Origin of the sequence: Caulobacter sp. 17J65-9 (assembly GCF_010975005.1) — a bacterium.
In the GTDB taxonomy this organism is placed as follows: Bacteria; Pseudomonadota; Alphaproteobacteria; order Caulobacterales; family Caulobacteraceae; genus 17J80-11.
Window position 1 is genome coordinate 1 of record NZ_JAAIVC010000016.1, and the last position, 15,077, is coordinate 15,077.

The window sequence follows — 15,077 nt, forward strand, 5'->3', positions numbered from 1 at the left end:
CGGGGAGGGCGGCCAGGCCCGCCTGCACCGACAGGGCGCGCGTGGCGCCGCCGGCGGTGGTGATCCAGCCTGAGAGGCCGGCCAGCGCCTCGGCCGCGCGCGCTTCCTCGCCGGCCGGCGTGACCACGACGACCGTGCCGGCGCCCGCCTTCAGCAGCGCTTCGACCGACCAGCGCACCACCGGCTTGCCGGCCAGCTCGCGCCACTGCTTGGGACCGCCCGCGCGCGAGCCGGAGCCCGCCGCCACCACAACCGCGTTGAAGTTCATGAGCCGGTGCATAGGCCAACGCGCCGCGCGTGGCGAGGCTGGACGCGCGCGGCGCGCTCGGCGACAAGGCGCGGATGTCGCGGACTTTTCGCATCGGAAACGTGGAGATCGCCGGCCGGGTGCTGATCGCGCCCATGACCGGGATCAGCGACCTGCCGTTCCGGCGGGTGGCCTCGCGCCTGGGCGCGGCCTACGTCGCCACCGAAATGGTCGCCTGCGCCGAGCTGGCCCGCGGCCGCCCCGACGTGGTGCGCCGCGCCGCCGTGGGCGAGGGGCTGCCGCTGACGGTGATCCAGCTGGTCGGCCGGGAGGAGCAGTTCCTGGCCTCGGGCGCGCGCATGGCCGAAGCCGCCGGCGCCGACCTGATCGACCTGAACATGGGCTGCCCGGCCAAGGAGGTCACCGGCGGCCTGTCCGGCTCGGCCCTGATGCGCGACCTGGACCATGCCGAACGGCTGATCCGCGCCGCCGTGGGCGCCACCTCGCGGCCCGTCACCCTGAAGATGCGCCTGGGCTGGGACGACGTGTCGAGGAACGCCCCGGAACTGGCGGCCCGCGCCGAAGCCTGCGGCGTCGCCGCCGTCACCGTGCACGGCCGCACCCGCCAGCAGTTCTACAAGGGCGTGGCCGACTGGAACGACGTCGCGCGCGTGAAGCAGGCCGTCTCCATTCCGGTGATCGTCAACGGCGACGTGGTGGACGCGGCCTCCGCCCGCGAGGCCCTGACCCGCTCGGGCGCCGACGCGGTGATGATCGGCCGAGGCATTTACGGCCGCCCCTGGCTGGCGGCGGAGATCGAGCGGGCGCTGGCCGACGGCACCGAGATCGTCGAGCCGGGCGCGCAAGCGCGCCTGGCCATCGTCGTCGAGCACTTCCGCGAGAGCCTGGCCTTCTACGGCGCGGGTCTCGGCCTGAAGATGTTCCGAAAGCACCTGGGCTGGTACATCGAGCAGGCTCCCTGGCCGGCCACCCCCGAAGCGCGGCGCGAAGCCAAGGGGCGACTTTGTCGCATCGACGATCCGGCCGAGGTCGAACGCGCCCTGGCCCTTTTGTGGCTGGGGGACGGCCTGCGCGCGGCGGCCTGATCTGGCGCAACGCGGCAACATAGCTGTTGAATCTACGCCACAGTCTGTGCCTATCATGCGGCCATGCTCAACGCGTCTGCGCGCCGTCGTGCGCCAGCAGATCGCCCGCCCTTGCGGCGAAGGCTGACGCAGGTCTGGTCCTCGCCGGGACGGGCCCGAGCGGCGTTCGGCGTGGCGTACGCCTTGGCCGTTGTGATCACCGCCCTGGCCATCTGGCTGGTGGCCTCGGCGCCGGGCAGCGGCCCGATCGGGCCGGCCAGCCGCGTGCTGCTGCTGGTGCTCGGCTTCAACCTGCTTGTCATTCTGGGCCTGGCCGCCGTGGTCGGCTGGCGCGTGCTGCGCCTGGCGCGCGGGCGCGCGTCGGACCCCGGCGCGAGGCTGCACCTGCGCTTCGTCACCCTGTTCGCGGCCGCGGCCGTGATCCCGGCCATCGTGGTCGCCCTGTTCTTCGGCGTGCTGGTCACCCGCGGGGTGGAGAGCTGGTTCAGCCAGAACGTCCGCACCGCCGTGGAGAACGGCGCCAGCATCGCGCGCACCTACCTGGTCGACGTCAGCGACGAGGTCAGCGACGACCTGCAGGCCATGTCGGGCGAGATGCAGCAGCTGCAGCCGATCTACGGCGACCGCCTGAGCTTCAGCCGGGCCCTGACCGGCCTCGCCGAATACCGGGGCTATTCCGTTTACCTGCTGGACCGCACGGGCCGGATCCTGGCCCGGGGCGAGACCGCCGACGCGTCGGCCTTCCTGGCCCCGCCGCCCTCGGCCTTCGATCGCGCCGACAGCGGCGAGACGCCGGCCGAGGTGACTGAGAATCCCGACGCCGTGCGCGCCCTGTTCCCGCTGGAAGGCTATGAGGGCGCCTACGTCTACGTGGTGCGTCCCCTGAGCGACGGCGTGGTGGAGCGCCTGCGCAACTCCGAGCAGTCGGTGGTCGGCTATCGCGAGCGCGAGGCCAACCAGGAGCGCATCCAGGTCGCCTTCGTTCTGGCCTACGCCGAGACCGCGCTGCTGGTGCTGGTCGGCGCCGTGTGGCTGGGCATCACCGCCGCCGGCGCCATCGCCGCGCCGGTCGCGCGCCTGGTGCAGGCCGCCGACCGCGTCGCCGGCGGCGATCTGACCGCGCGCGTGGAGACCGACCGCGACCCCGAGGAGATCGCGGTCCTGACCCGCGCCTTCAACCGGATGACCAGCGACCTTCAGACCCAGCAAGGGGCGCTGAAGGCCGCCAGCTCGGAGGCGCAGGGGCGTCGCCGCTTCATCGAAACCGTGCTGTCGGGCGTCAGCGCCGGCGTCATCGGCCTGGACCCGAACGGCCGGGTGTCGGCGGTCAACCGCCAGGCGCTGGGCCTGCTGGCGCTGAAGGAAGCCGACACCCTGGGCCGACCGCTGGCCAAGGTCGCGCCGGAGCTGGCCGAGGTCGCCTCCCACGCCGGCGAGGCCGATCGCGACGTCGACGTCACCCGCGGCTCGGAGACGCGGCGCCTGCGCGTGCGCGCCACCGGCGGCGAGGGCGGGGTGGTTCTGACCTTCGACGACATCACCCGCCTGATCACCGCCCAGCGCAACGCCGCCTGGCGCGACGTGGCCCGGCGCATCGCCCACGAGATCAAGAACCCGCTCACCCCGATCCAGCTCTCGGCCGAGCGGCTGCGGCGCAAGTACCGCGGCCAGCTGACCGACGACCTGGAGACCTTCGACCGCTGCACGGACACCATCATCCGCCAGGTCGGCGACATCGGCCGGATGGTGGACGAGTTCTCGTCCTTCGCCCGCATGCCGACGCCCAAGTTCGCCGACGAGGACGCGGCCGAACTGCTGCGCCAGGCGGTGTTCGCCCAGCGCGTGGCCCAGGCGGACATCCGGCTGGAGCTGGCCGAACCGGTGCCGGAGGTGCGGCTGGTCTGCGACGGGCGGATGGTCGGCCAGGCTCTGACCAACGTGCTGAAGAACGCCGGCGAGTCCGTCCAGGCGCGCCGCGCCGCCGATCCCGACGCGGTCGGCGGCATGGTCGCGCGCCTGGTGGTGGACGAGGACCAGGTGGCGTTCGTGGTCGAAGACGACGGCATCGGCCTGCCCGACAAGGATCGGGACCGGCTGACCGAACCCTATGTGACGACGCGGGAGAAGGGCACCGGCCTGGGCCTCGCGATCGTGAAGCGTATTTGCGAGGACCACGGCGGCGAGCTTCGGCTGGCCGACGCGGTCGAACTGTCCGGCGCGCGGGTCTCGCTGAATTTCCCGCGCGCGCGCAAGGGGGCGGCCCATCCGCCCGCGGCTGTGGCTTGAGGGCGACATGAAGGCTGGTGGCGGGGCGGACATCCTGGTGGTCGACGACGAGGCGGACATCCGCGAACTCGTCGCCGGAATCCTGCAGGACGAGGGCTATGCGGTGCGGACCGCGGCGGACTCGGATCAGGCCCTCGCGGCGATCCGGGCGCGCAAGCCCTCGCTGCTGGTGCTCGACATCTGGATGCAGGGCGGGGGCCTGGACGGCCTGGAGCTGCTGGATCTGGTCAAGGAGCTGGATCCGGACCTGCCGGTGGTCATGATCTCCGGCCACGGCAACATCGAGACGGCGGTCAGCGCGATCAAGCGCGGGGCCTACGACTTCCTCGAAAAGCCGTTCAAATCCGACCGCTTGCTGCTGATTGTGGAACGCGCGCTGGAAGCCACCAACCTGCGCCGCGAGAACCGCCGCCTGCGCGCCAAGGCGTTCGTGCCGGACGGCCTGATCGGCCGCTCGGTCGCCGCCCAGCAGCTGCGCGCCACGGTCTCCAAGGTCGCGCCGGCCAACAGCCGCGTGCTGATCTCCGGCCCGCCCGGTTCCGGCAAGGAGCTGGTGGCTCGCCTGATCCACGACAACAGTCCGCGCATGCGCAACGAGTTCGTGGCCATCAGCGCCGCGGGCATGGCCCCGGAACGCCTGGACATCGAGCTGTTCGGCGAGGAAGGCGAGGGCGGCCGGCCGCGCAAGATCGGCGTGTTCGAGCGCGCCCACGGCGGCACCCTTTACCTCGACGAGGTGGCCGACATGCCGCGCGAGAGCCAGAGCCGCATCCTGCGGGTGCTGGTCGAGCAGCGCTTCCGCCGCGTCGGCGGCGACAACGACGTGCAGGTCGACGTGCGGGTGATCTCGTCCAGCTCGCGCGACCTGCGCGAGGAGATCGTCGCGGGCCGCTTCCGCGAGGACCTGTTCCACCGCCTGAACGTGGTGCCGATCCGCGTGCCCGGCCTGGCCGAGCGGCGCGAGGACATCGCCGAGCTGGTCGACTACTTCATCGAGGGGATCAGCGAGGCTCAGGGCCTGCCCAAGCGCAAGCTGGGCGAGGACGCCGTGGCGACCCTGCAGGTGCATGCCTGGCCGGGCAACGTCCGCCAGCTGCGCAACAACGTCGAGCGGCTGCTGATCCTGGCCGCCGGCGATCCGGGCGAGACGATCACCGCCGAAATGCTGCCCTCCGAGGTGGCCCAGGCGGGTCAGGCCGGTTCGGTCGGGCCGGAGCGCATCATCGCGCTGCCGCTGCGCGACGCCCGCGAGGTGTTCGAGCGCGAGTACCTGGCCGCCCAGATCCTGCGGTTCGGCGGAAACATCTCGCGCACGGCCGCCTTCATCGGCATGGAGCGCTCGGCGCTGCACCGGAAGCTGAAGTCCCTGGGCGTCGCGCCCGCCCGCAGCGGCGAAGAATTCGAGGAGGAGTGATGTCGCGCGTCGCCTATGTGAACGGCCGGTTCGTCCCGCACGGTCAGGCCGTCGTCCACGTGGAGGATCGCGGCTACCAGTTCGCTGACGGGGTCTATGAGGTCTGGGCCGTGTTCGACGGCCGGCTGGCCGACTACCAGGGCCACATGGACCGGCTGGACCGCAGCCTCGACGAGCTGCGCATCGAACGGCCGATGAGCCGCGGCGCGCTGACCTCGGTGCTGCGCGAGACCATCCGGCGCAACCGGGTGCGCGAGGGCATCGTCTACCTGCAGGTCACCCGCGGCACGGCGCGGCGCGACCACGCCTTCCCGAACCCCGAGGTCGCCCCCAGCGTGGTCGTGACCGCCCGCTCGATGGATCCCGCCGTGGCCGAGGCCAAGGCGGCCAAGGGCGTGGCCGTGATCACCACGCCGGAGAACCGCTGGGGCCGTTGCGACATCAAGACGGTGGGGCTGCTGCCCAACGCGCTGGCCAAGCAGAAGGCGCGCGAGGCCGGCGCGGCCGAGGCCTGGTTCGTCGACGAGCTGGGCTTCGTCACCGAGGGGGCTTCGACCAACGCGTGGATCGTCGACGCCGAGGGCGTGCTGCGCACCCGCGACACCCAGGCCAACATCCTGCGCGGCATCACCCGCCACGGCCTGCTGGCCCTGGCTCGCGAGGCCGGCATGAAAGTGGCGGAAGGTCCGTTCACGGTGGATCAGGCCAAGGCGGCGAAGGAGGCGTTCTTCTCGGCCGCCTCGGCCTTCGTCATGCCGGTGGTGTCGATCGACGGCGCGAAGATCGGCGACGGCCGGCCCGGCCCGATCGCCACCCGCCTGCGCGAGCTGTACCTGGAAAACGCCCGGAACACGGCGGCCTGAGCGCCCGTTCAGTTCACGCCGGTTGCGGGCGGGGCTCCGCAACGCTTAATTGCACTCATCTGCCCGTGTGTGTGGAAGCGCGGGGCTTCCAATAAGGAGGGGCGACCACCATGTCCCAAGACAAGAAACAGAATCTGCAAGACACCTTTCTCAACAGCGTTCGTAAATCGAAGACGCCGCTGACCATCTTCCTGGTCAATGGCGTGAAGCTGCAAGGCGTGGTCACCTGGTTCGACAACTTCTGCGTGCTGCTTCGCCGGGATGGACAGTCCCAGCTGGTCTATAAGCACGCGATCTCGACCATCATGCCCTCTCAGCCGGTGCAGTTGTACGAACCGGAAACCGACAGCAGCGAAGATTGACCGAAAAGTTCGTGGACCGGCGGCCTGTGATTCAGGCCGCGGTCGTCATCCATCCTGAGTTCCCCGGCGAGACTCGCCTCCGCGATCCCGAAGCGCGCCTGACCGAAGCGGTCGGCCTGGCTGAAGCGCTGGACCTCGAAGTCCGCGCGGCGGAGATCGCGCGCGTGCGCCGGGTCACCCCCGCCACCCTGTTCGGCTCCGGCCGGGTCGACGAAATCGGCGTCCTGGTCGAGAGCGTCGAGGCCGACCTGGTGGTCATCGATGACGCCCTGTCGCCGGTGCAGCAGCGCAACCTGGAAAAGGCCTGGAAGGCCAAGGTCGTCGACCGCACCGGCCTGATCCTGGAGATCTTCGCCCGGCGCGCCCGCACGCGGGAAGGCAAGCTGCAGGTCGAGCTGGCCCGGCTCGAATACGAGCGCTCGCGCCTGGTGCGCACCTGGACCCACCTGGAACGCCAGCGCGGCGGCTTGGGGAAGACCGGCGGTCCCGGCGAAACCCAGATCGAGCTCGACCGGCGGATCATCGCCGACAAGATCGTGCGCCTGAAGGCGGAGCTGGAGGAGGTGCGGCGCACCCGCACCCTGCACCGCGCCGCGCGCAAGCGCGTGCCGTTCCCGACCGTGGCGCTGGTCGGCTACACCAACGCCGGCAAGTCGACCCTGTTCAACCGCCTGACCGGGGCCGACGCCCTGGCCAAGGACATGCTGTTCGCCACCCTGGACCCGACGCTGCGCACCGTGCGCCTGCCCAAGGGCCGCCCGGCGATCATCTCCGACACGGTGGGCTTCATCTCCGACCTGCCGCACGAGCTGGTCGAGTCGTTCCGCGCCACCCTGGAAGAGGTCGGCGAGGCGGACGTGATCCTGCACGTGCGCGACGTGGCCGACCCGGACGGCGAGTCCCACGCCCGCGACGTCGAGCAGGTGCTGTCGCAGATCCCGATGGCCGAGGGGCGCCGTCAGGTGCTGCTGGAGGTCTGGAACAAGATCGACCTGCTGCCGCCCGACGACCGCGCCCCGGTCGAGGCTCGCGCGGCTCGCCGCGGCGACGCCGGCGGCCCGCCCGCCGTCGCGGTCTCGGCGGTCAGCGGCGAGGGGATCGAGGCGCTGCGCGCGACGATCGCCGACCTGGTCGACGACGCGCCCGAGGTCGAGACCCAGCTGCCGCCCGGCGACGGCGAGGCCCTGGCCTGGCTCTACCAGAACGGCCGGGTCACCGACCGCGAGGACGCCGAGGACGGGTCCATGCGCATCGTGGTCCGGCTGGACGCCCAGGCGCTGGGCCGCTTCGAGCGGCTGTTCCCCGAAGCGCGGCTGCAGCACGCGGCGCAGTGACCGTTTAGCGGCGGTCGCGGCCTCGCCCACAGTTTGAGTTCGACGCGAGTCGTGCGCGAATCCCCGTTCGGTGAACGCGGGGGTGAGGCGATGGCGCGGATCGAGGCGGGGGCTGGCGGCGGCGGTGTTGAGGCCGTGCAGGAACGGCCGGCCGAGGCGGCGGTCTGGCCGCTTTGGCGCGAGCTCAAGAAGGGATTTTCGACCTGGAGCCTTGCTGGGTCGGCGTTCGTGACCCCCGGCTCCTGGGGCTATGCGGGCCTCGACTTCGTGACCGGGCTCCGCCGCAACCGCTCGACGCACGAGGTGTTCGCTCTGCTCGAGGGGGTGTCCGAAGCCCAGTTCGAGGCGCTGTCGGCGCTGGCGGCCCTGAACGCGCGCCGGCAGGAGCAGATGTTCCGCGTCGTCGCGCTCGGCTACATCACCATCCCGCTCACCCTGATCGCGACCTGGGCCGAGATCGCGCCGGAAGGCGTGGTCGCCTTGCTCGGGCAGAATACGCAGTTGGCGCTCTACGCGGTGTTCCTCTTCACCTTCGGCGTCCTGGCCTATTTCGCCAGCTCGTGGCGCTCGCGCCAGATCGTGTCGGTGCTCGAGCTGGTGAGGATCGAGCGCCGGCTCGCCCCCGCCGCCCCCAAACGGCGCGGCGGCTGAGGGGCGCCGCGAAGGCGCCCCGAGACCGCTTACGGCTTCCCGACCACCGCCGGCAGCACCTGCTCGGTGACCAGCCGGTCGGTGATGCCGTGCGGGTTGCGCTCGTTGTAGTTGGTGGTGGTGATGACCACGGCCATGTCGAGCTCGGGGAAGGCCAGCACCTTGTTGCCGCCGGTGCCGTGCATGCCGAAGGTGCGCCAGTCGCGGCCGCGGGCCGTGAAGCTCTTCAGCCACCACAGGTAGCCGTACTCGATGCCGTCGTCGACGCGGGCCTTGGGCGTGATCGAGGCCAGCACCCAGTCGGCTGAGATCACCCGCTTGCCGTTCCAGACGCCGCCCTTCAGGTAGAGCTCGGGCATCTTCAGCAGGTCGCGGCTGCGCAGGCCGAGGCCGCCGCCGCCCTGGGCCAGGCCGGTCGGCGCGAACTGCCACTCGGCGCCCTGGAACTGCAGCGGATCGAACAGGGCGGCCTTGGCGAAGTCCGGCAGCGGCTGGCGCACGGCCCGCTCGACCACGGCGCCGGCGGTGGTCACGCCGGCGGTGCAGTAGCTGAAGCTGCGGCCGTACGGGGAATCGGCAGGCTTGGGGACCCAAGCCGGGAAGCCGCGGATCGGCAGGTCCAGGTAGAACTTCACCCAGTCCTCGATCAGGTACATGCGCTCTTCGTTGCCGCGCGAGAACTGGTTTTGGTCGTCGCATTCCAGCAGCGAGCTCATGGTCAGCAGATCCTCGAGCGTGATCGCCGCCTTGCGCGGGTCGGGGTTCTCGGGCGGCTGCTTGTCCTTGAAGTACGCGAACACCGGGGCCTTGGCGGAGGGCAGGGCCTTGCGGTCGACGGCGACGCCGGCCAGGGCGCCGGTGATGGTCTTGGTCACCGAGCGGGTGTTGCGCAGCGCGTCGCGGCCGCCGTCGTCGAAGTACTGCTCGTAGACGATGCGCCCGTGGCGCTCGATCACGACGCTGGTCACCTGCTTGTAGTCGCCGGCCTTGATGGCGGCGGTCATGCGGTCCAGCGCCTCGACCGACAGGCCCTCCTGGGCGGCCGGGGCCGCGCGCCAGCCGTCGTCGGCCGGAGAGGCGGCAATTGCCGCGCCGGCCAGAATCCACACGCCGGCAGCCAGGGTGATCGCACGCTTCAACATCGTCAGCCTCGAAGGTCCCGGGAAAACACGCCCCTAAGGCAGAGCTAGCCGATCAGCGGCGGGCGGGTCTTGTAAGCATCGAACCTGACGGGTTCAGCACGCGGCGATATTCGCCGGGCGTCGCCCCGAACACGGCCTGGAAGGCGTGGGTCAGGTGGCTCTGGTCGCAGAAGCCGGTGTCCGCCGCGATCTGGCCCAGCGGCGTGCGGGTGCGGGCCAGCAGGTCGGCGGCCCGCTCGACCCGGCGACGCCGCGCGTATTCGGCCGGCGTGCAGGCCAGGTGGCGGCGGAAGGCGCGGGCCAGATAGACCGGGTGCACGCCCACCTCGGCCGCCACCGCGGCGACACCGCCGGCCGGCGGAGCCTCGGTCAGCAGTTCGCGGGCGCGGGCCAGCCAGGACGGGGCCGACGCCGCGGCGCGCTCGTCCGTGGCGGCGCCGACCAGCTCCAGGCAGAGGCTCTCCAGCGTCTCGGTGGTCGGCTCGTGCCTGACTGCCCGCAGCAGCCGCCACACCCCGGCGTAGGCGTCCGGCCGGCGCAGCCGCACGGCCGAGCGCGGGGCGCGGTCGGCCCAGTCCAGGGCGCCCAGCGTCTCCGCCGGCATGGACACGGCCAGGAAGCGGCCCAGGCCCGGGCCGAAGCAGTCGCGGTGCGCGGTCCCGGGCGGGTTGTAGATCACCAGCGGCGAGGCCGGCGCGTCGTCGGCCCCGTCGGCGGTGGACAGGTAGCGGCCGCGGGTCACGAAGATGAAGTGAGCGTCGCTGTGCACGTGATGCTCGATCTCGTGCGCGGGGACGGTCGCCTCCCGGTCGGTGACGCGGAACGCGCCCGCCGTCCGTTCAAGGTCGGCGGCGCCGTAGAACACCCCGTGGGCGAGCGTGGCGACGCCGCCGGCCATGCTCAGGCGCCGAGCAGCTTGGACGCGGTCGGCGCGAAGTAGGTGACGATGCCGGCGCAGCCCGCGCGCTTGAAGGCGGTCAGGCTCTCCAGCACGGCGCGGTCGTGGTCCAGCCAGCCGTTCTTCACCGCCGCCTGGATCATCGCGTACTCGCCAGACACCTGATAGGCGAAGGTCGGCACCCGGAAGGTCTCGACCACGCGCCGGACGATGTCGAGGTAGGGCATGCCCGGCTTCACCATCACCATGTCGGCGCCCTCGGCCAGGTCCATGGCGACTTCGCGCAGGGCCTCCTCGGTGTTCCCGGGATCCATCTGGTAGGTCTTCTTGTCCCCGGTCAGCGCCTTGGCCGAGCCGACCGCGTCGCGGTAGGGGCCGTAGAAGGCCGAGGCGTACTTGGCGGCGTAGGACAGGATCAGGGTGTCCTGGTAGCCCTCGGCCTCCAGCACCTTGCGGACGCAGGCCACACGGCCGTCCATCATGTCGGAGGGGGCGACGATGTCGGCCCCGGCGCGGGCCTGGGCGAGGGCCTGCTCGGCCAGGCGCTCGATGGTGGAATCGTTATCGATGCGGCCGTCGATCAGCAGGCCGTCGTGGCCGTGGTCGGTGTAGCAGTCCAGCGCCACGTCGCACATGACACCGATCTCCGGCGCAGCGTCCTTGATCGCCTTGACCACGGTGGGCACCAGGCCGGCCGGATCCTGCGCCTCGGTGCCGAACTCGTCCTTCCGGGACCCGTCGATATTCGGGAAAATGGCCACGGCCGGAATGCCCAGGTCGCGGGCCTGCAGCGCGGCCTTCACCGCCTCCACCACGTTCAGCCGGTCGACGCCCGGCATGGACGGCACCGGAATGCGCGGCTCCTCGCCGTCGTGGACGATGAGCGCCCAGAGTAAGTCCGACGGCGACAGCTCGGTTTCGCGGGTCAGCCGGCGAATCCAGTCGGCCTGGCGCAGGCGACGAGGACGGAGCGCGGGGTAGGGGGCGATCGGGAAGGTGGTCATGGCGGGGCTTCTAGCACCGTAGCGCGGGCGCGAAACCCGCTTTGGCGCGGTTCAGCCGCCGGATCCTCCGGTCGCTTGGCCGACCGCCTGGCCGTTGGCCAGCCGCACCACGCCGAAGAGCGAGGCGCCCATCATCCACAGGCTGCCGATGGCGGCGACCACCATGCCGGTAACGATGCCGAGCACGCTGGCGGCGTGGAACTCGAAGTCGCTCTCCTGGAAGGCGGCCATGTTCCAGGCGTCCCAGCCTTCGCCGTGGTGGGTCATGGCCTGGAACACGTCGTTGATCACCACGCCCAGGCCGAACAGGAAGGCGATGGTGCCGACCACGGCGATGGCCACCGAGATCCAGAACACCTTGATCTGGAAGTCGTAGTGGGTGCGGGTCACCGCCTGGGCCTGGGCGCGGCGCACATAGGCCACGATCACGCCGACCAGGCCCGTGAAGCCGAACACGAAGGGCGCGACGAACATCAGGGCGTAGACGAGGAACGCGAGGTTGCGGTCGTCGCTCGACGCGGGCGGGGCGTGTCCGGTAGAGACCGTGTCCGACATCTCGGGCGCTCCTGGTTCGCATAACAAATGCGACTAAAGCGCCTGCATCTCAACACCTTCGGCTTCGATAGCCGAGCTTACGGGTACGACGACCGATGGATTTCAGCCTGACCGAAGACCAGCGCGCCATCCAGGACGCGGCGCGCGCCTTCGCCGAAGCCGAGCTGGCCCCGCACTCCGCCGAGTGGGACGAGACCAAGCATTTCCCCGTCGACGTGATGCGCAAGGCGGCCGAACTGGGCTTCGCCGGCATCTACGTGCAGGAGGAGCACGGCGGCTCGGGCCTGTCGCGCCAGGACGCGGCGATCATCTTTGAAGAGCTGGCCCGCGGCGACGTCTCCACGGCGGCCTTCATCTCGATCCACAACATGGCTTCGTGGATGATCGACCGGTTCGGCTCGGACGCGCTGCGCGCCAAGTACGTGCCGCGCCTGACCACCATGGAGCTGATCGCCAGCTACTGCCTGACCGAGCCGGGCTCGGGCTCCGACGCGGCCGGCATGCGCACGTCCGCGCGGCTGGACGGCGACCACTACGTCCTGAACGGCTCCAAGGCGTTCATCTCCGGCGCGGGGACCAGCGACGTCTACGTCGTCATGTGCCGCACGGGCGGGGAGGGGCCGAAGGGCGTCTCGGCCATCGTGGTCGACAAGGACACGCCGGGCCTGTCGTTCGGCGGCCAGGAAAAGAAGATGGGCTGGAACAGCCAGCCCACCGCCCAGGTGAACTTCGACGAGTGCCGCGTGCCGGTCGAGAACCGCATCGGCATGGAAGGCGACGGCTTCCGCATCGCCATGATGGGCCTGGACGGCGGCCGCCTGAACATCGCCGCCTGCTCGCTGGGCGGGGCGCAGCTCGCCCTCGAAACGGCCAAGGCCTACCTGGAGACCCGCAAGCAGTTCGGGAAGCCGCTGAAGGACTTCCAGGCCCTGCAGTTCAAAATCGCCGACATGGCCACCAGCCTGGAGGCGGCGCGCCTGATGGTGCACCGCGGGGCCTGGGCGCTGGACAACCGCCACCCGCAGGCGACCCAGTACTGCGCCATGGCCAAGCGCTTCGCCACCGACGCCGGCTTCCAGGTGGCCGACGACGCCCTGCAGCTGCACGGCGGCTACGGCTATCTGCGCGACTATCCGCTGGAGCGGATCGTGCGCGACCTGCGGGTGCACCGCATCCTGGAAGGCACCAACGAGATCATGCGCGTGATCACCGCGCGGGAGATGTTCCGCCAATGACCGACGTCCTGATCGACGAAGCCCCGGTCCTGACCCGCGTCGAGGGCCGGGTCGGCCGCATCACGCTGAACCGGCCCAAGGCGATCCACGCCCTGACCGAAGAGATGTGCCGCCTCATGACCGAGGCGCTGCTGGCCTGGAAGGACGACGCAGGCGTAGAGGCCGTGATCCTGGATCACGCCGGCGAGCGCGGCTTCTGCGCCGGCGGCGACATCCGCATGATCGCCGAGAGCGGCAAGACCGACGCGGCGGAGGCCAAGGCCTTCTTCAAGACCGAGTACCGGCTGAATCACCTGCTCTATGTCTATCCGAAGCCGGTGGTCGCCTTCGTCGACGGCATCGTCATGGGCGGCGGCGTCGGCATCTCGGATCCGGCCAGATACCGGGTCGCGACCGAGCGGACGACCTACGCCATGCCGGAGACCGGCATCGGCCTGTTCCCCGACGTCGGCGGCGGCTGGTTCCTGCCGCGCATGCCCGGCCAGACCGGCGTCTGGCTGGCCCTGACCGGCGCGCGCCTGAAGGCGGCCGAGTGCCTGAGCCTGGGCATCGCCACCCACTTCGTGGAGAGCGCGAAGCTTGACGCGGTGAAGGCGGCGATCGTCGCCGAGCCGGGCTGCATCGCCGACATCCTGGCCGACGCCGGCGGCGACGCCGGCCCGTCGAAGCTGGAGCCGCACCGGGCCGACATCGACCGGCTGTTCGCGCACGACGCCATGGAGGCGATCTTCGCCGCCCTGGAGGCCGACGGCTCGGAGTGGGCGGCCAAGGAGCTGGCTGGGCTGAAGACCAAGTCGCCCCAGTCGATGAAGGTGTCGCTGCGCCAGATGCGCGTCGGCGCGACGCTGGGCTCGTTCGCCGAGAACATGGCCATGGAATACCGCCTGGGCGGGCGCGTGGTGCGCAGCCACGACTTCCAGGAAGGCGTGCGCGCGGTGATCGTCGACAAGGACAACGCGCCCAAGTGGTCGCCGGCCGAGCTGGCCGGCGTCGACGAGGCCATGGTCGACGCCTTCTTCGCCCCGCTGCCGACGGACGAGGAATGGACGCCGCTGCCGGGCGTGGGCTGACCAGAGACCGAGGAGCCGGGTTCGTCGCAGCGCCCAGTGGCGTAACCCGGTTCTACTGCTAAGCTCCGCCCCCGAACGGCTCCCGAAAGCGAGAGCCGATTTCGGGGGAAACGCTCCATGCGCTCGCTGATCGCCGTCGGTCTGTCCGCCTTCCTGCTCGCCTCCTGCGCCTCCATGCCCATGTCGGGGCCGGACACCGCCGCCAACGCCGCGGCTGTCGCCGACACGGCCCGTCCCGAGGCCGACCGGGCCCGCGACGCCGACCGCAAGCCAGCCGCCATGCTGGACTTCGCCGGCGTGAAGCCGGGCATGGTGGTGGTCGATTTCTGGCCGGGCGGCGGCTACTTCACCCGCGTGTTGAGCCGCGCCGTGGGCCCCGAGGGCCGGGTCTATTCGATCGCGCCGAAGGAGACCCAGGAGAAGTTCGGCCAGCGGGCGGAGGACGCCCTGAACAAGCTGAACGCCGACCCGGCCACGCCGAACGTGAAGGCCAGCTTCGTGCCGGCCGCCCAGTTCGCCGCGCCCGAGGCCGTGGACCTGGTGTTCACCGCCCAGAACTATCACGACCTGCACGAGAAATTCATGGGCCCGGCCGACGTGCCGGCCTTCAACAAGGCGGTGTTCGCGGCGCTCAAGCCCGGCGGCGTCTTCCTGGTCATCGACCACGACTCCCTGCCGGGCGCCGGCCCTGAGTCGCTGGAGCTGCACCGGATCGATCCGGAGATCGTGAAGCGCGAGGTGACCGCCGCGGGCTTCGTGTTCGAGGGCGAGCTGGACGTGCTGAAGAACCCGGCCGATCCGCGCACCGCCAACGTGTTCGACAAGTCGATCCGGGGCCACACCTCCCAGTTCGTCTACAAGTTCCGCAAACCGAAGCACTGACCGCGCGAAGCGGTGGCGGTCCGCGTCG

Annotated in this window: 15 protein-coding genes; 10 read left to right on the top strand and 5 right to left on the bottom strand. The window is 70.9% G+C overall.

What is annotated here, in order from left to right; translation table 11 throughout:
* A partial coding sequence (locus tag G3573_RS04690; RefSeq protein WP_163259743.1) for a 2-C-methyl-D-erythritol 4-phosphate cytidylyltransferase occupies positions 1-268 on the bottom strand: 268 nt, incomplete at its 3' end.
* A gap of 74 nt (positions 269-342) precedes the next feature.
* Between G3573_RS04690 and dusB the strand changes: the two genes are divergently transcribed.
* The 7 genes from dusB (at position 343) to G3573_RS04725 (ending at position 8,263) form a co-directional block, all read left to right on the top strand.
* A complete protein-coding gene (gene dusB / locus G3573_RS04695) occupies positions 343-1,353 on the top strand; it encodes a tRNA dihydrouridine synthase DusB (protein ID WP_163259695.1) in 1,011 nt (336 codons plus the stop codon).
* 183 nt (positions 1,354-1,536) lie between these two features.
* Positions 1,537-3,639: a PAS domain-containing sensor histidine kinase gene (locus tag G3573_RS04700; protein WP_240454516.1), complete on the top strand. Its 2,103-nt coding sequence runs from the start codon at positions 1,537-1,539 to the stop codon at positions 3,637-3,639.
* Positions 3,640-3,646: 7 nt separating this feature from the next.
* Positions 3,647-5,053, top strand: a complete 1,407-nt coding sequence (locus G3573_RS04705) for a sigma-54 dependent transcriptional regulator (RefSeq protein ID WP_163259697.1) — start codon at positions 3,647-3,649, stop codon at positions 5,051-5,053.
* Positions 5,053-5,916, top strand: a complete 864-nt coding sequence (locus G3573_RS04710; protein WP_163259698.1) for a D-amino-acid transaminase — start codon at positions 5,053-5,055, stop codon at positions 5,914-5,916. Before G3573_RS04705 ends, G3573_RS04710 begins: the two co-directional genes overlap by 1 nt.
* Positions 5,917-6,026: 110 nt before the next feature.
* Positions 6,027-6,278: an RNA chaperone Hfq gene (hfq, locus tag G3573_RS04715; RefSeq protein WP_163259699.1), complete on the top strand. Its 252-nt coding sequence runs from the start codon at positions 6,027-6,029 to the stop codon at positions 6,276-6,278.
* Positions 6,275-7,612 (top strand): GTPase HflX, encoded by a 1,338-nt coding sequence (gene hflX, locus G3573_RS04720; RefSeq protein ID WP_163259700.1) that lies wholly within the window; start codon positions 6,275-6,277, stop codon positions 7,610-7,612. The genes hfq and hflX overlap by 4 nt, the downstream gene beginning before the upstream one ends.
* 90 nt (positions 7,613-7,702) lie before the next feature.
* The gene (locus G3573_RS04725; RefSeq protein WP_163259701.1) at positions 7,703-8,263 is read left to right on the top strand and encodes a hypothetical protein; all 561 of its coding nucleotides are present in this window, start codon (positions 7,703-7,705) and stop codon (positions 8,261-8,263) included.
* Positions 8,264-8,292: 29 nt separating this feature from the next.
* Here G3573_RS04725 and G3573_RS04730 read toward each other — a convergent pair whose 3' ends face one another.
* The 4 genes from G3573_RS04730 to G3573_RS04745 are packed head-to-tail and all read right to left on the bottom strand — an operon-like array spanning position 8,293 to position 11,862.
* Entirely contained in the window at positions 8,293-9,405 is a 1,113-nt protein-coding gene (locus tag G3573_RS04730; protein WP_163259702.1) for a serine hydrolase, read from the bottom strand.
* Between the two features lie 52 nt (positions 9,406-9,457).
* Positions 9,458-10,303: a helix-turn-helix domain-containing protein gene (locus G3573_RS04735; RefSeq protein WP_240454517.1), complete on the bottom strand. Its 846-nt coding sequence runs from the start codon at positions 10,301-10,303 to the stop codon at positions 9,458-9,460.
* A 2-nt stretch (positions 10,304-10,305) separates the two neighbouring features.
* Positions 10,306-11,307 carry a porphobilinogen synthase gene (hemB, locus tag G3573_RS04740; protein ID WP_163259703.1) on the bottom strand — a complete coding sequence of 334 codons (1,002 nt, stop codon included), beginning with the start codon at positions 11,305-11,307 and terminating at the stop codon, positions 10,306-10,308.
* A gap of 51 nt (positions 11,308-11,358) precedes the next feature.
* Positions 11,359-11,862 (bottom strand): hypothetical protein, encoded by a 504-nt coding sequence (locus G3573_RS04745; protein ID WP_163259704.1) that lies wholly within the window; start codon positions 11,860-11,862, stop codon positions 11,359-11,361.
* A 95-nt stretch (positions 11,863-11,957) separates the two neighbouring features.
* On the opposite strand from G3573_RS04745, the gene G3573_RS04750 reads away from it, so the two are divergent.
* The 3 genes from G3573_RS04750 (at position 11,958) to G3573_RS04760 (ending at position 15,049) form a co-directional block, all read left to right on the top strand.
* Positions 11,958-13,097, top strand: coding sequence for an isobutyryl-CoA dehydrogenase (locus G3573_RS04750; RefSeq protein ID WP_163259705.1), 1,140 nt, complete (start codon positions 11,958-11,960; stop codon positions 13,095-13,097).
* Positions 13,094-14,167, top strand: a complete 1,074-nt coding sequence (locus G3573_RS04755) for an enoyl-CoA hydratase/isomerase family protein (RefSeq protein WP_163259706.1) — start codon at positions 13,094-13,096, stop codon at positions 14,165-14,167. Before G3573_RS04750 ends, G3573_RS04755 begins: the two co-directional genes overlap by 4 nt.
* 117 nt (positions 14,168-14,284) lie before the next feature.
* Positions 14,285-15,049 carry a class I SAM-dependent methyltransferase gene (locus G3573_RS04760; RefSeq protein ID WP_163259707.1) on the top strand — a complete coding sequence of 255 codons (765 nt, stop codon included), beginning with the start codon at positions 14,285-14,287 and terminating at the stop codon, positions 15,047-15,049.
* The last annotated feature ends 28 nt before the right edge of the window (positions 15,050-15,077 follow it).

What these genes read in the sequence shown, in the direction of transcription:
- dusB (WP_163259695.1), top strand. Translation starts at nt 343, where the DNA reads ATGTCGCGGACTTTTCGCATCGGAAACGTGGAGATCGCCGGCCGGGTG.
- G3573_RS04705 (WP_163259697.1), top strand. Translation starts at nt 3,647, where the DNA reads ATGAAGGCTGGTGGCGGGGCGGACATCCTGGTGGTCGACGACGAGGCG.
- G3573_RS04710 (WP_163259698.1), top strand. Translation starts at nt 5,053, where the DNA reads ATGTCGCGCGTCGCCTATGTGAACGGCCGGTTCGTCCCGCACGGTCAG.
- hfq (WP_163259699.1), top strand. Translation starts at nt 6,027, where the DNA reads ATGTCCCAAGACAAGAAACAGAATCTGCAAGACACCTTTCTCAACAGC.
- G3573_RS04725 (WP_163259701.1), top strand. Translation starts at nt 7,703, where the DNA reads ATGGCGCGGATCGAGGCGGGGGCTGGCGGCGGCGGTGTTGAGGCCGTG.
- G3573_RS04730 (WP_163259702.1), bottom strand. Translation starts at nt 9,405, where the DNA reads ATGTTGAAGCGTGCGATCACCCTGGCTGCCGGCGTGTGGATTCTGGCC.
- G3573_RS04735 (WP_240454517.1), bottom strand. Translation starts at nt 10,303, where the DNA reads ATGGCCGGCGGCGTCGCCACGCTCGCCCACGGGGTGTTCTACGGCGCC.
- hemB (WP_163259703.1), bottom strand. Translation starts at nt 11,307, where the DNA reads ATGACCACCTTCCCGATCGCCCCCTACCCCGCGCTCCGTCCTCGTCGC.
- G3573_RS04745 (WP_163259704.1), bottom strand. Translation starts at nt 11,862, where the DNA reads ATGTCGGACACGGTCTCTACCGGACACGCCCCGCCCGCGTCGAGCGAC.
- G3573_RS04750 (WP_163259705.1), top strand. Translation starts at nt 11,958, where the DNA reads ATGGATTTCAGCCTGACCGAAGACCAGCGCGCCATCCAGGACGCGGCG.
- G3573_RS04755 (WP_163259706.1), top strand. Translation starts at nt 13,094, where the DNA reads ATGACCGACGTCCTGATCGACGAAGCCCCGGTCCTGACCCGCGTCGAG.
- G3573_RS04760 (WP_163259707.1), top strand. Translation starts at nt 14,285, where the DNA reads ATGCGCTCGCTGATCGCCGTCGGTCTGTCCGCCTTCCTGCTCGCCTCC.